Annotated in this window: 14 protein-coding genes and 1 pseudogene; 6 read left to right on the top strand and 9 right to left on the bottom strand. The window is 68.7% G+C overall.

The window, feature by feature from the left end:
- Window positions 1-114, top strand: a pseudogene (locus LZ495_RS43215) (IS5/IS1182 family transposase); the annotation flags it as partial.
- A 9-nt stretch (window positions 115-123) separates the two neighbouring features.
- Here the strand turns inward: LZ495_RS43215 and LZ495_RS43210 are convergent.
- On the bottom strand, window positions 124-1,905 hold the full coding sequence (locus tag LZ495_RS43210; RefSeq protein ID WP_235058790.1) for a serine/threonine-protein kinase: 1,782 nt from the start codon (window positions 1,903-1,905) through the stop codon (window positions 124-126).
- A gap of 105 nt (window positions 1,906-2,010) precedes the next feature.
- Entirely contained in the window at window positions 2,011-2,883 is an 873-nt protein-coding gene (locus tag LZ495_RS43205; RefSeq protein ID WP_235058789.1) for a helix-turn-helix domain-containing protein, read from the bottom strand.
- A gap of 80 nt (window positions 2,884-2,963) precedes the next feature.
- Between LZ495_RS43205 and LZ495_RS43200 the strand changes: the two genes are divergently transcribed.
- A complete protein-coding gene (locus tag LZ495_RS43200) occupies window positions 2,964-3,413 on the top strand; it encodes a VOC family protein (protein ID WP_235058788.1) in 450 nt (149 codons plus the stop codon).
- 6 nt (window positions 3,414-3,419) lie between these two features.
- Here LZ495_RS43200 and LZ495_RS43195 read toward each other — a convergent pair whose 3' ends face one another.
- The 3 genes from LZ495_RS43195 to LZ495_RS43185 form a co-directional block, all read right to left on the bottom strand.
- The gene (locus tag LZ495_RS43195; RefSeq protein ID WP_235058787.1) at window positions 3,420-4,928 is read right to left on the bottom strand and encodes a hypothetical protein; all 1,509 of its coding nucleotides are present in this window, start codon (window positions 4,926-4,928) and stop codon (window positions 3,420-3,422) included.
- Window positions 4,929-5,073: 145 nt separating this feature from the next.
- A complete protein-coding gene (locus LZ495_RS43190; protein ID WP_235058786.1) occupies window positions 5,074-5,943 on the bottom strand; it encodes a hypothetical protein in 870 nt (289 codons plus the stop codon).
- 28 nt (window positions 5,944-5,971) lie between these two features.
- Window positions 5,972-6,163, bottom strand: a complete 192-nt coding sequence (locus LZ495_RS43185; RefSeq protein WP_235058785.1) for a hypothetical protein — start codon at window positions 6,161-6,163, stop codon at window positions 5,972-5,974.
- A gap of 146 nt (window positions 6,164-6,309) precedes the next feature.
- Between LZ495_RS43185 and LZ495_RS43180 the strand changes: the two genes are divergently transcribed.
- The gene (locus LZ495_RS43180; RefSeq protein ID WP_235058784.1) at window positions 6,310-7,149 is read left to right on the top strand and encodes a helix-turn-helix domain-containing protein; all 840 of its coding nucleotides are present in this window, start codon (window positions 6,310-6,312) and stop codon (window positions 7,147-7,149) included.
- Window positions 7,146-7,346, top strand: a complete 201-nt coding sequence (locus LZ495_RS43175; RefSeq protein WP_235058783.1) for a DUF397 domain-containing protein — start codon at window positions 7,146-7,148, stop codon at window positions 7,344-7,346. Before LZ495_RS43180 ends, LZ495_RS43175 begins: the two co-directional genes overlap by 4 nt.
- A gap of 9 nt (window positions 7,347-7,355) precedes the next feature.
- Here LZ495_RS43175 and LZ495_RS43170 read toward each other — a convergent pair whose 3' ends face one another.
- The 3 genes from LZ495_RS43170 to LZ495_RS43160 form a co-directional block, all read right to left on the bottom strand.
- On the bottom strand, window positions 7,356-7,946 hold the full coding sequence (locus LZ495_RS43170) for a hypothetical protein (protein ID WP_235058782.1): 591 nt from the start codon (window positions 7,944-7,946) through the stop codon (window positions 7,356-7,358).
- Between the two features lie 149 nt (window positions 7,947-8,095).
- Window positions 8,096-8,299, bottom strand: coding sequence for a hypothetical protein (locus LZ495_RS43165; protein ID WP_235058781.1), 204 nt, complete (start codon window positions 8,297-8,299; stop codon window positions 8,096-8,098).
- A 169-nt stretch (window positions 8,300-8,468) separates the two neighbouring features.
- Complete coding sequence (locus LZ495_RS43160; RefSeq protein ID WP_235058780.1) at window positions 8,469-8,867, bottom strand: hypothetical protein; 399 nt, start codon at window positions 8,865-8,867, stop codon at window positions 8,469-8,471.
- Window positions 8,868-8,915: 48 nt separating this feature from the next.
- Between LZ495_RS43160 and LZ495_RS43155 the strand changes: the two genes are divergently transcribed.
- Window positions 8,916-10,589 carry a hypothetical protein gene (locus tag LZ495_RS43155; RefSeq protein WP_235058779.1) on the top strand — a complete coding sequence of 558 codons (1,674 nt, stop codon included), beginning with the start codon at window positions 8,916-8,918 and terminating at the stop codon, window positions 10,587-10,589.
- A 15-nt stretch (window positions 10,590-10,604) separates the two neighbouring features.
- On the opposite strand, the gene LZ495_RS43150 is transcribed toward LZ495_RS43155, so the two are convergent.
- Window positions 10,605-12,224, bottom strand: coding sequence for a hypothetical protein (locus LZ495_RS43150; RefSeq protein ID WP_235058778.1), 1,620 nt, complete (start codon window positions 12,222-12,224; stop codon window positions 10,605-10,607).
- A 466-nt stretch (window positions 12,225-12,690) separates the two neighbouring features.
- On the opposite strand from LZ495_RS43150, the gene LZ495_RS43145 reads away from it, so the two are divergent.
- Entirely contained in the window at window positions 12,691-13,047 is a 357-nt protein-coding gene (locus tag LZ495_RS43145) for a DUF4240 domain-containing protein (RefSeq protein WP_235058791.1), read from the top strand.
- Window positions 13,048-13,479 lie beyond the last annotated feature (432 nt).

The raw sequence follows: 13,479 nt of genomic DNA, 5'->3' as shown, positions 1-13,479 counted from the left end.
TTCAACCGCCTCAAGCACTTCCGCGGCATCGCCACCCGCTACGACAAGACCGCCACCTCCTACGAAGCAGCCGTCACCCTCGCCGCAACACTCCTCTGGCTCCAACCACATTGAAGACAGGGCCTAGGGCATGCCCACTTTCCCGGCTGCCAGTTGGCTTGCCGTCATGGCGAGGATCGAGACCAACAGTGCCGCGATGAGGCCGGATTCCGCGGTGAACGACAGTGCGTCGACGGCGTTGAACGACAGCTCGGCGTCGCGGGCGTCCTTGGTAGTCCAGACGACGAGCGACGGTTTGGCCATGCTCGCCACCACCGCGGCGGTGGTGACGACGAGCAGGGCCCGGGCCGGGCGTAGGAGGGAGCTCACCACCAGCCCGGCGACGAGGAGGGCTGCGGCCAGCAGCGTCGCGGCGAGCACGCCTTGGCCGAGGTAGCTGTCGAGCCCGGTATACGCACTGGCGTCTTCCGGGAGCGGGAGTTCGGAAGATGGGTGTACGCCGGCGAGGGTGACACCGGTCAGCTCGGTCCCGTCGCCGCCCACGCTGCTGCCGGACCCCAGCGACACCCAGTTCATGGTCGTGGTCGCGGCCACCGCCAAGGCCAGGAGCGCGGCGGCCGCGGCTTGGCCGCGGTGCCGCGCCCGCGGGCGCTCGTCCTCTTCTTCCGTCCGGGCCCGGGCTGCTGCTCGGCGCGCGGCTGCCCGGCTGCCCGGCGGCGGGGTGGCCTCGCGGGGCGGCTCGGTCCAGGGCTCGGGCCGGGACTCCGACCAGGGGTCAGGCCGGGGCTCGCGCCGGGATCCGGGCGGGGATTCGGGCCGCGGCTGCGACCGAGGGGTGTGCCAGGTGTCGCCGCCGGTGCCGTACTGCGTCTCCTGCTCCGCCGCGTACCGCGGGTCGAAGGCCGGGCGCTGGTCGGACGCCATGCCCGGCGGCGGCGTACCGAACGGGTCGGGGTAGGTGGGCGGCTGCGCGGGCGGTGTCAGGTACGTCGCCGGCGCGCCCGGCGGGTGGGTCGGCGGGCCGGGCACGGTCGGTACCTGCGTCCGGTCGGGTGCGGGGCCGCGGCGGTCGGTCGCGGGCGCGGTGTCGGCGTACGGGCCGAGCGCGTTCCACACGTCCGCCATCGAACCGAAGCGCTGCGCGGGGTCCTTGGCGAGCATGCGCAGCACCACGGCGTCGAGCCCGGGCGGCACGTCGGGCCGGGTCCCGGAGGGTGGCGATGCGGGCTTGACGAAGTGCTGGTTCATGATCGCGAACGCCGAGTCGCCCAGGAACGGCGGCTGGCCGCAGAGGAGTTCGTACAGCACGCAGCCCAGGGAGTATTGGTCGGTGCGCGCGTCGACCTGCTCGCCCATGGCCTGCTCGGGCGACATGTACGTGGGGGTGCCCACGATCCCGCCGGTCGTGGTCAGCCGGGTCGCGGTGTCGGACAGCATGCGGGCTATGCCGAAGTCGAGCACCTTGACCGTGCCGTACCGGGTGAGCATCACGTTGGACGGCTTGATGTCGCGGTGCACGATGCCCAGGCCGTGGCTGTGCGCGAGGGCGTCGGCGATGTCCCGCACGATGCCCGCGGCGCGGGCGACCGGGACGGGTCCGGAGCGTACGACACCGGCGAGGGACGAGCCGTCGACGTGCTCCATGACGAGGAACGGCACCGGGTCGGCGGAATCGTCGCGGCCGAAGTCGTGCAGCACGGTGATGCCGGGGTGCGCCAGCGCCGCGACCGCGCGGGCCTCGCGCTGGAAGCGCTCGCGGAACTCGGCCTGCCGGGACAGCTCGACGGGCAGCGTCTTTATCGCGACGGTCCGCGCCAGCTCCCGGTCCCGCCCGCGCCAGACCTGGCCCATGCCGCCGTGACCGATCGGCTCGACCAACTCGTAGCGCTCGTTCAGGACGCGCATGAAACCCCCAGGACCCCCCGCAATTGGCGGCACGAGTCTAGTGATCCGCCGATCGGTGCGATGCCACCGCGTCGAGCCTGTGGCGGGTGCCGGGTTCGGATGCGGCTAGGCAGCGGTGACGAGCGGGGTCGCCGGGGTCTGGACGAGGACGAGGGTCCTGGCGTTTGCGACCGGGCGGAGAAGGGCGAACGTGGTCTGGAGTGGACCGCGGGCCGGGTCGGCGGCGGCGAGCTCGACGGTGAGCGGGCGGAACTCCGACACCGCGCGGCAGTGCCACCAGTGCTCGGCATCCGGCCGGACTTCGTGCAGCAGCCGGACGATCTCCGCGGCCCGGGCGTCGTCGGGCAGGTGCGCGGTGGCGGCACGGAACTGCTCGTACAGGGCGCGTAGCAGAGGCTCCGGGTCTTCGATCCGGTATGCAGCGTCCGGCGTCGGCGTCGGCGTCGGCGCTGGGGCCAGGGCTGGGGTCGGGTCGGCGAGTGCGACGAGCAGGTTGCGGCGGTGCGTGGGCAGGTGCTGCGGGTCGCCCCAGGCGCTGCGGTAGGCGGCGTTGGCGGCCAGGATGTCGAAGCGTTCGTCGAGGACCGGCGCGGGTGTGTCGGTCCAGGCGTCGAGGAGGGCGAGGGTTGCGGCGTCCACGTGCCCGGCGACCGCATCGGTGCCCGCGGTGCCTGCGGTACGCGCGGCGCGGGGCAGGAAGCCGGCCAGCGCAAGCGTGTGCCGGTGCGCGTCGTCGGGCATCAGCAGCGCCCGGCAGATCGCGTCGAGGACGTGGCGGGAGGTGCTGACCCTGCCCTGCTCCAGCCACGTGTACCAGGCGACGCTGACCCCGGCCAGGGCTGCGGCCTCTTCACGCCGCAGGCCCGGCGCGCGGCGTCGCCCGCCGCCCGCGAGGCCGACGTCCCGCGGGGTGACGATGGCCCGCATCGCGCGCAGGTGGGCTCCGAGTTCGCGGCGCAGGAGAGCCTCGTCGTCCAATGCCCGGCCTTCCTGTGAGTGCTGGTCACCCCATAAACCGTGGCCTGGGCGAGGGTGTTCCGACGCGTCAGGCTCGGACCATGACCGAAACAGAGCAGCAGGTGGCGAGCGGTGCAAGCGCAGTACAGGTGTGGCGGCGGGTGAACGACTCCTCGGGGCTGGCCGAGCCGCGCGTCCTGATCCGGGTGTTCCTGGCACCGGGCGGACTGGACGCGGCGGTCGGCTTCTACGAGGAATTGCAGGGCGTGGCTGCGGACGCCCGTTTCGCTTTCGGTGCGCTGCGGCTCGCGACGGTCGGTGCGTTCCTGCTTCTGGAGGGGCCGGAAGCGGACCTGGCACCGTTCCGGTCCACGACCGGGACGCTGCTCGTGGACGACGTGCGGCCGTACTACGACCGGCTCGTGGCGGCGGGCGCGGAGATCGTGTTCCCGCTGCAGGAGGTGCCGACGGGCGCGGGCTTCAACGTGCGCCACCCGGACGGCACGGTGGTGGAGTACGTCCACCACCGGCCGACCGCGGAGGGCGCCTGACGAAGGTCAGCCCTGGCGGTTCACCCACGGGGATGCCTTGCTGTAGCCGCTGTCGACATGGAAGACCTGCGCCCGGCGGTAGGCGAGCTTCACCTTGATGTTCCACGTCGCGACGGCCCCCTGGATGGGCCGGCAAATGAACGTCTGCGGCTTCCCGGCTTGGCGCCACTGCCGGCCGGCCTCCACACACGCGGCGACGAGTTCCGCAAAGTAGGCGGTGCACTTGCCGGGGGACGGGTCGACCCCCAGTTCCTCCACCATGTGTTTGAGGCACAGCAGATCGGTTTCCAACTCGCCCACGCTGAAAGCCCTGGGCAGCCATACCGCGCCGATGGCGATCTGCGTGATCGTCGTGACGTTGCCGGGCAGGGGAATCATCACCCGCGTGTCCGGGACGGCGAGGGCGAGGCACACGTCCTGCGAGTTGCGGTGGGCGACCAGTTCGTGGAAGGCCTGGGACAGGACCACCGACGTGCAGTTCCCCGCGAAGTTGGCCTTGAGGGCCTTGCGTACATCCGCTTGCGCGCAGTGGGCCAGCACCCGGTTCATGAGTGCGGGGTCGTCGATGGTGCCCAGGCACCTGATGAACGGCAGCTTGTAGTGCTGCACCAGTTCCGTGTAGCCCGTCTTGGCCTGCGCCGTCATCTTCGCGAGCGGCTTGAGCGTGTCCAGGACGCTTTCGGTCACCAGCCAGAGCAGCCCGTCGAGTTGCAGGGCCGCCGTGTCGGCGTCACCGATGGCCTTGCCGATGACGGTTTCCACCTCGGCCTTCTGTGCGACGGCAGCGAGCTTGAAGCCGGCGCCCAGGGCCGCGTCCAATTTGACCCACAGCGCCGGGCCCGTGCAGGCGAGTGCCTGCACGGCCAGACCGTGGTGCTTGGTGAGAGGCTCGATGATCAGCTGCAGCGGCTCGGTGAGCCTGTACTGGTCGGCCAGGGCGATGGCGGCGCGTGCTTCGTCGCACAAGGGCTGGAGGCCGGCGCAGGACTCCGTGTGCTTGCGGACCCGCTCGTCGAGCCACGGCTCCAGGTCGCGGAACCGTGCGGTCCGCTCCTCGACCTCGGCGGTCAGGGCGGCGAGGCCCTTCGTGATCGACATGAACATCGGGGTGGCGTCGCAGTAGTTCTTGAACACCTGGATGGTGTCTTCGGTGGCGATCGGGTGTACGTCGGCGTCGTCCATGGAGCCGCGGACGTACTGCGTTTCCTTGAGGTCCTTGATGACCTGGGCGACCGTCGCGTGACCGTGCTTGCTGAACTCGGCAAAGAAGGCGCGGAGCCGCTCGGTGATCCAGGCCTCCAGCAGCGTCTTCCAGGCCGTGCGCCGGGGGTCCGGCAGAGCCTCCAGTTTCTTCGGCAGCTCGCCCTTGCGCTTCTTGCTCCACTCGTTGCCGAGCTCGGAGGCGTGCTTGGTCACATAAGCGGTGAGTGCGGTGGTCAGGTGCGCGTCGGTGGGCGGGACCCAGCGCTTCCTTTTGCCTTCGCCGGGTCCGCTCGTCTCGCTGATGTCCGTCATGCTGTGCCCCTCCCCGGACGCCGCGATGGCGCCGCGCGCCTCAGTATCAGGCACGCCGGGCTTCGGTAGGGAGGACTCGCTCATGCCCAACAGTCGTATCTTGTAAGGGAGTTGATCGTGATTGGTTCGGCGTGATCGGGGCGGTCTAGCCGGTTGCGCCGGCGGCGGCGGGCTCCAGGTCGGGGTCGCCGCCCTCGCCGAACTTGGCGAGGGCGATCGCGCCGGCCACCGCGATCAGGAACCCGGCCGCCGCGACGACCACGAATCCGGGACGGGAGTGGTCGCCGAGGAAGAGGATCCCGATACCCGCGGGCAGGACCGTCTCGCCGACCACGAGCGTGGCGGCCACCGCGGTGACCGCGCCGCCTTGGAGCGCGGTGGCGTACAGCAGCAGGGTGACCGCGGCGGAGAGCAGGAGGCACCAGGTCGCGGGGTTCTTCCACAGGTCGCGTACGGCCACATCGGTGATGACCCGGCCGGCCAGCGCGATCAGCCCGAACCCGAAGCCGGCGGCCAAGCCGAGCAGCCGCGACCGCCACGGTTCGCTGCGCTTTGCCGCCCAGATGCCGAAGACGGCGATGACGGCGACCGAGGCCAGCAGTGAGTACCGGAATTCGCCGGAGGTCTTCGAGGGTCCTTCATGCCCCGCCGAGAGCCCGAGCAGTAGGAGCCCGAGGCATACGGCGGCGATGGCGCCCCACTCACGACGACCCAATGCGACGCCGAGCAAGGGGACGGCCACGACCGCGGTCACCGCGAGATTCGCAGCCTGCGCGGCCTCGACCGCGAAGACGGGCAACTCGGCAAGAGCGATCAACTGCGCCGCGAATCCGGCGAGGTCGAGCAGCGTGCCGGCGACGAAGGGCCACTGGCGGAACACCCGGATGAGCAGCCGGGGGTCCAGGCCCTCCCCGTCACCCGCTTGCCGCACGCGGCGGCTGCCGAGGGCCTGGAGGACGGTTGCGACTCCGTAGAAGAAGGCGGCAGCCACCGCGGCGACAAGCGAGAGAACCATCCGGTCACGCTACGACGTACCGGTTGAATCAGGACGAGACGACGCGCGGCCATTCACTGAGCCGAACGGTGGCTTCACGGCCGCCCCCGACTGGCCGGATATAGACCATGGCGTGCTCGCGGTCGGGAGGCGTGAGGACGTCCATGACCTGCCGGTCGCCGTAGATCGTGCGGACGACACTCCCGACAACAGGCACTTCGGAGGCGTTGTGTTCGGACACGGGCAGGCTCCCTCGGCAGTGTTTGTGCGGTTCCTGTGACCAGACAACCACTCTGTGCGTACGGTGGTAACCGGCCGCCAAGGGGCAGTCGAACTGCACGAGTCGATACGGCCCACGCGCACAAATCCGTGCGGCAAGGGGGACTGATGCCTGCCAAGCAGCAAACCCAACATGGACTGCCGGCAGCCGAACAGCGGGCCATGCTGGAGCACTTGGCCGCCGAGATCCGCCATCGCCGCGAAGCGCTGGGCATGACACGCGAGCAACTCGCAGCACTGACGACGAGTTCGCCGCACACAGTGGCGTCGTACGAGAGCGGCCATCGCCCGCTGAACGCAGTCTTCGTCTTCCAGGCGGACGACGCACTCGGTGCCGACCGGGCGTTGTTGCGTCTGTGGGACAGGGCCAGTGGAAAGGAGCCCGTCGGGGACCCGAACTGGTACTTCCGCATGGAGGCCGAGGCCGCGGCTATCCGTGCCTTCGAGCCGAACGTTGTGCACAGCTTGCTTCAGACCCCGACGTACGCACGTTCGTTGTTCGCTTTGTCTCCGCTGCGACAGTCGGAGGAGCAACTGGCGGACCGCGTTGCTCGGCGGATGGAACGTGCGGCGCTCCTCGATCCCGACCATGGATGCGTCTTCACGTTTGTCATGGACGAAGCTGCCCTGCAGCGCATGCCGGTAGGTGCCGATTCGGCGAGGCGGCAGTTGGAGCACGTGCTCGACGTAGGGATTCGGCCGAACGTATCGGTGCTGGTCGTCCCCTTCTCCGCGGGGCTTCACCTCGGGCTCAACGGGGCCTTCAGCGTGTTCTCGTTCGACGAGGGTGCGGATGCGGGCTATGCGCCGTCGTTCGAAGGCAGTCGCTTGATCCTGAATCCCGCACGGGTACGGTTTCTTCGCGAGGTGTTCGAGGGCGTCCTGAGCGCAGCACTTCCACGCCCTCAATCCGAAGAACTGATCAAGTCCACCCTGGAGCGCTTGTGAGCACGGACCGCACGCCGATGCCGACCGCGACGTGGTTCAAGTCGTCCTACAGTTCCGGCAACACGGACGAGCAGTGCATCGAGACTGCAGGTCTCGGCACGTCTGTCGGCATCCGCGACAGCAAGGACCTCGCTCAAGGTCACCTCACCGTCCCCAAGTCCGCCTGGGCGTCCCTCATCGACACGATCACCAGCTAGGCGTTCCGCCTACCGAAATCCCCTGCCGTACCAGTCCGGTGTCAGCCCGTGGTTGCCGAACCAGCCGCGATCTCGCGGTGCGACTACCGCTGCGTCGGCGTGCAGTCCTTCCTCCACGGAGTGCAGCGCGTGCGCGCGCAGCAACTCCACCGCGCCAAGCCGCAGCATCTCCCATGTGACGTTGTCCTCGTCCAGCAGCACCATGTCGAGGAACGCCCGGTCCGCGCGACGCAGTCGCCCGCGGTTCCCGTCGCCGACCACGGTACGTCCCGCCAGAGTTCGTGCCGTTGCGTCCGTCGAAAGACCCGCCACCGCATTCGCCAAGGGCACTTGATCCGGTCGTTCCGAGCCCGAGCGATACGCCGCGTCGTACATCGCCAGCGCGGCCAGCACCACCACAAGGTGCGCTTCGCCGTCGTCGTCCGGTACGACGCCCGACTGATGCGCCCGCGACCAGATCGCCATCCGTACGGCCCACCACGCGCACAGGTCCAGCGCCGGCCAGCCGTCGTTCGCCGCTGCCACGCGAACTTCCCACGCAGCCAACGCTCCCAGCTCTGGCCGCCGCCCGATATTCGGCGACTCCTCCAACTCGAACACGCGACCTGCCCCCAACCTGTGGACGACATTCGCGACGATAAGCCGCCGCACCACCCCGCACCCCGACTTCCCCCAACTTGCCCCCACAAGAGCGAAGCGCGTGCTTGCGCCCGCCATCTGCCCGGCGGCAAGTTGCGGACGCTGCGGTGTCAGGACGCGACTGCGGACGTTCCCAGGGGGCCGGTGTAGTCGGCGGCAATTTCGTCCCGCCCCTTCGAACCGTTGTTTCGTACGCAGCCGCCGGTCCGGACCGGGAAGTCCTCAGGGATCGTGCCGCCCGAGCAGTACCAGTTGCCGAACGTCGTATGCGCACTGGAGCCCTGGGACTTCGCGCTGTCAAGGAACGTCTGCATCACGCCGGTGGCCGCGGCGCCGTCGATGGCTGGCCGCGTGCGCTCTGGAATGCGTTCTGGAATCCACTCAGTGCGAGCTTCGCACCGTCCAGTACGCCCCCGGCGATGGTGGATCGGCCGTAGCGAAGCCTGAAGAAACGCGGAACGGGCGAACCCGATGCTGCTTGGGTCATTTGGCGATCTTGCCAAGCGAATACGACATTGGAGCAAGGGACTTCCTCCGCCATCGCGATGCATCGAGCATTCCGATGACCCACAGCCGGGCCCGCCCCTCATCCGACGAGGCGACGTCCCCTGCTGACATGATCGCGGTGATCGCAACGGCCATGGGGGAGTTCGCGTGCACGCCATCATCACCGCCCTGCGGATTGCGCCGTCCCAGGTGATCGCACCTTTGTCGGAGCGATGCCGGGACCTCCTGGTCGATGCTTTCGCCGCCGACTTGCGCCTGCCGCAAGAGGACGCGGTCGGGGTGATCGACGCCGTCTGCCCTGAATCGTCGGCTCTGGTGGACCATCAAGGCCGGTGGAATCCAGCGTTGCTGTTCGCCGCTGCCCGGCTCGGCCACCCCGAGGCATCTGCCGCTCTGTACTCGATGGACCGGTACCACCCCGGTTTGAAGGAGGCAGTGTTCGCGAGCGTCGCCGATCCGGAGGATCCCAAGTGGTTCGAGCGCAGGGCGCTGGGCCAGAACCTGGCCAAGGGGATGGCGAACAGGCACTCCGTGCCGGAGGGCCATCCGTTTCCGGACCTTGTCATGGTCGCCGCGGCGGAGGGGTCCAGAGACGTCCCGTTCCCCGCCGCGCTGGACATGTGCATCGAGGTCGCGCGGCGCTTCGGTCCGCCGGAGCTGTGGAAACTGGCCGAGGCCGACCTCGGGCACGACGTGCTGCCCGGCCTGCTGAGGGAGGCCGCGGACGCCGCCGACCCGATCGCCTTCCTGCGCGCGCACCGGGTGCAGAACGCGTGGACGGACACGCAGACGTTGGCCACCGTCATCACCGCCCGCTCGGCATTCGGCTGGAACCCCGCCGCCGAGACACCGCCACTCGACTGGAGTCTCGTCCGCGCCGAGCACGAACGCCTCCCGTTCGGCGGCCACTCGCTGTCGTGGTTCACCTCTTGGGCGGATTGTCCGGCCGACCTGTCGAGGGAGGCGTTCCGTGAGGACCTGATCAGTGCCGTGCGGAGTGCGGCACGACTGGAGCTTGCGGTCCTGCAGCAGCCCGAAGTGGTCGCGGCCTTTGAGGGTTTCGCGGTGGCGGTCGATTGGGGCCTGCATGAGGGCCACTTCGCGGTGGCGCTCAGCCGGGGCATCCGCGAGGGCCACTTCACGCCGGAGGCCGCACTGGCCGCGGCAATCCCGGCGCGCCTTGTCCTGTCCGACCTGCCGGAGGACGAGCCTGCGACCCGGGACGCTCTCGCCCGGCTCGCTGCGCGTGTCGGCCCGGACCCGGCGTCCTGGGTCGCCCTCTATTCGCTCCTCGACACGTTCCCGGGTCCGGCTGCCGAACTTCCCGCTGCCGCCTCACAAGTACCCGGCCCTCTTCCCTGGCCGCACACCGAATCGGCCGCCTTTCCCGCCGCGCGTCCCAAGGGTGCCCGCGCGGCCTTCACAGCCCTGCTCGTCCACGCGCCCGGCGACGTGATCCTCGCCGTCGCCACTTGCCTGGACGGGTTGGCGGTCCAGCATCTCGTCCACTCGGCAACACTGCCGGCGGGGACACGCGACGCGCTCGAGCGGGCCCGCTTCCCGACTGCGACCACCGACGACGAGTCCGGCCTCATCCGGCTGCTGAGCGACGGCACCCGCCATTCCACCGGCGTCCTGGCCGACTACGTCGAGCGCTTCGGGACCCTGCCCTGGGAGGCACTTGCCCAGGCTGTCGAGGACGACCTTCTGTCCGACGCGGTCGCCCTCGGACCGCTCTTCAAGGACCGCGCGCACACTTCACGGTTCATCCGTGCCGCCGGGGCCCGGACTCCGGATATCAGTCGGAACATACAGATGATCGATGCCGTCCACGCAATGTGCACGGTCGAGGAAATCCTCAGCGCGGCCCGGCCACCGGCCCGGTGGCTGCCCTTCATCGTGGCGCCGCCGGTCGGCTGGGCCGGCCCCAAGCTGATCGCCGAACCCTGCACCGCAGCCCGCGCCCTGACCGCCCGGTACCTCGGCGACGACGTGGAGGCGTGGAACATCGCCGTCCGCATGTTCGACACCTTCACCGGCACCATCCCCGAACTCCTGGCTCTGTCCGCCGCCACCGCCTCCGCCCCATCCCCCTGAGCGCCGCGACCGGTGTCACGACGCAACTGTGGAGGTTCCCAAGGGGCCCGTGTAGTCGGTGGCGACTTCGTCCCATCCCTTCGCACCGTTGTTCCGCATACAGACGCCGGTCCGGTCGGGGAAGTCTTCTGGGATGGTGCCTCCCTCGCAGTGCCACGCGCCGAAGATCGTGTTGGCGCTGGAGCCCTGGGGCATTTGGACGAGGTCGGGCGGGATCCGTTTCCGGCTGAGGATGTCGAGGAATGTCTGCACCGCAGTGGTGGCTGCGGTGCAGGTGACCGTTCCGCTGATGACCGTCACGGTCAACTCCTGTCCACGCTCGTTGAACGCGGACCGGCAGCGCTCCGGCAGCTTGCGCAGCTTCTCCACCGTGATGGTGATCTTCTGGCCGCGGGCGCTCTGGTAAGCGTTCTGGAACCCGCTCAGCGCGAGCTTGGAACCGTCCTGGATTCCTTCGGTGAGGGTGACCAGTCGGTTGAACACGCCTTTCAGCGGATTCAAGTCAAGGTTTTCGAGGAGGACGAGGCCAAGTGCCTTGGCAAGCGCTCGTCCGCATTCGCCCGAGAGAATCGTGATGGTCTCGGACACAGCGTCGGTCAACGACACATCGTCCCGCAGATGGACTGCTGCCCGGATGCAGTCCAGAACTTCCAGGCTTTCGAGCACGGTCTCGACCAGGGAAGCGGTCTTGTTTCCCGCGCCGCTGAGGTATCCGACGACGCTGGCGAGTCCCAACCACAGCACCTCGGCGAAGAACGTGTTCGGCTGATTGCTCAGGACAACGGTGGCGGAACCCTCGACCGGTAGCGCGATGTCCTCCGCGTACATCACGTAGCCCTGAGTGTCGGGATGCGGGAAGAGTATTCCGGCGATCAGTTTGAGCATCTTGCTGTCGACACCCCACTCCTCATAGCGGGGCTGGACGGGTGTGGTGGCGGCGACCGACCAATGGATCAACGTGTTGTTGACGATGCGCAGTACCGGCTTCCCGCCCTCCTCGCGCAGGCATGCGTATGCCGAGCCCTGCGGTGATTCCTTGGTGCGGTACGTCTGCCCGCCGACTGTCAGCTGCGTCGAGCAGTTCACGGGACGCGGCTTGTTGATGTCCTCTGGGCCCGTGGGGTGCATCAGCGAGTCGATGAAGCCCTTCGGCTTCGGGTAGACCACCCACTTCGGGGAGAGATGGTGTAGTTCGGCGACCAGGCTGTCGCCTTCGATGAGGCTGGGCAGCAGTGCGAACTTCCCCGCTTCGTCTGCTCCGTAGAGGAGGGCCAGCTGTGGGTTCGCCCCGGGAGGCAGGGTGGCGCCTCTGAGGGGTACGCGGATGCGCAGCGGCCGCTGCGGCTGGCGGCCGTTGCCCAATGACACGTCGAACCTGACGGCAGCCGAGTGGAACGCTCCGCCGGGCGCCTGATCGCCGTCGGTGGAAGGGTTGCCGACGACCACCTGGACCGGCTGGTCCACGGAGTCCTTGGGCACGGTGACCGTGATGCCCTCCGGGCCGTTGGTGGTGCCGCCCTCGGGGCCGATGAGGCCCGACTGGGCCGGCGCGCCCGCGGACGACGCGGCGGCTGGCCGGACCGGATCCTCGCCGCCGCTTCCCGTGCAGGCCGCCACCGCGAAGAGAAGCGCCAACGCAGTGCATGTGGACGTCAGTCGACGCAGGCTTGTGCGACGCATGTCGGCCCCACCCCCAGGAGGAACCTCGACGGCAACTCAGCTGTGCAATGTAGCCGCGTGTGTCGTCGAACTCGGGATCTCTCCGATTGATCCCGGAAGAAGTGCCATACCGACCGTTGGCAGACCGATTCTGCGGCGGTTCTGCACGCCTTCTGCCGACTGCGTGAGCGGCGTGAGGACGTGTGCGGCGTGGTGAAATGTGGTGGGCCGACTTCGGGGAGCGGCATGCGGTCTTGCTTCTCTTCGAGACGGTTGATTTCGGGGATCGAGGCGATGCAACTCCAGGCCGTGCGTCCCCAATCGGCGCAACTTCCCACGTCCTACCGTCATGGGACAGTCCCTGACATGGAGATCGACAAGTTTCTGGCAGGTCGTCGGCTAGGCTCGGTCGGCCTGCGCTCAGGGCTGCACCTTGGCCGAGGTGCTGACGGAGGTGTTGGCGGCGCGGAGCCGGGACGACATCCTTGCGTACAAGCGTTGCTTCACCGAACTGAGCGACGCCGCGTACCGCTGGGACGCATGGGCCGCTGCCTACCTCATCGGCGGCGGGTGCTCGGACGACAGCTTCATCGACTTCCGGGCTGGCCTCACTTTGCAGGGCCGCGACTGGTACGAAAGGGCACTGGTCAACCCGGACAACCTCGCTGAGCACCCTGCGCTGGCGTCACCGGATGACGCAGAAGCGGAGGTGTTGTTCTTCTGCGAAGAGATCAACTGCGCGGCTCGCCGGGCCTTCGCCCGCAGCGTCGGCACCAGTGAGGACTTCTACGACGCGTGACAGCAGGCGGTAACCATGTCGCACGATTCGGATTCCGTCACGCACGGAATTAGGGGAGGCGTTCGACTTCGACGACGATGCGGAGATGCATCGCCGCCTTTCTCGGCTCGCCGCGCTGTACTACGGGGACGGGGACGCCTGCTGAACGGGCTGTTCCTCATGACCCAGTCGACGCCGAACGCGTAGACTATTCCATCGGGCGTTACCCTCGTGGGCTCCCCAGGTGGATCTTGATCGGCGAACGGTAGCAACTCCCATAGGGGTGAAGACGGGTCGTATCCATCGCACGCGGCGCCGCAACGTGCCTAAAGCTTGTCTCGTAACTCGTGAACGGGTCTGACCTGCGGTCGTGTTCGTCATCCGGTCATGGCGAGGTTGTGCATACGGGCGACGGCGCTGACCGCCCAGAAGACGCCGTCGCCCTTGCGGCGG

This window comes from Yinghuangia soli, from assembly GCF_021502675.1.
GTDB classification, from domain to species: Bacteria; Actinomycetota; Actinomycetes; order Streptomycetales; family Streptomycetaceae; genus Yinghuangia; species Yinghuangia soli.
The sequence above is the reverse complement of the archived record's forward strand: the minus strand, read 5'-3'. Positions and strand labels throughout refer to the sequence as shown.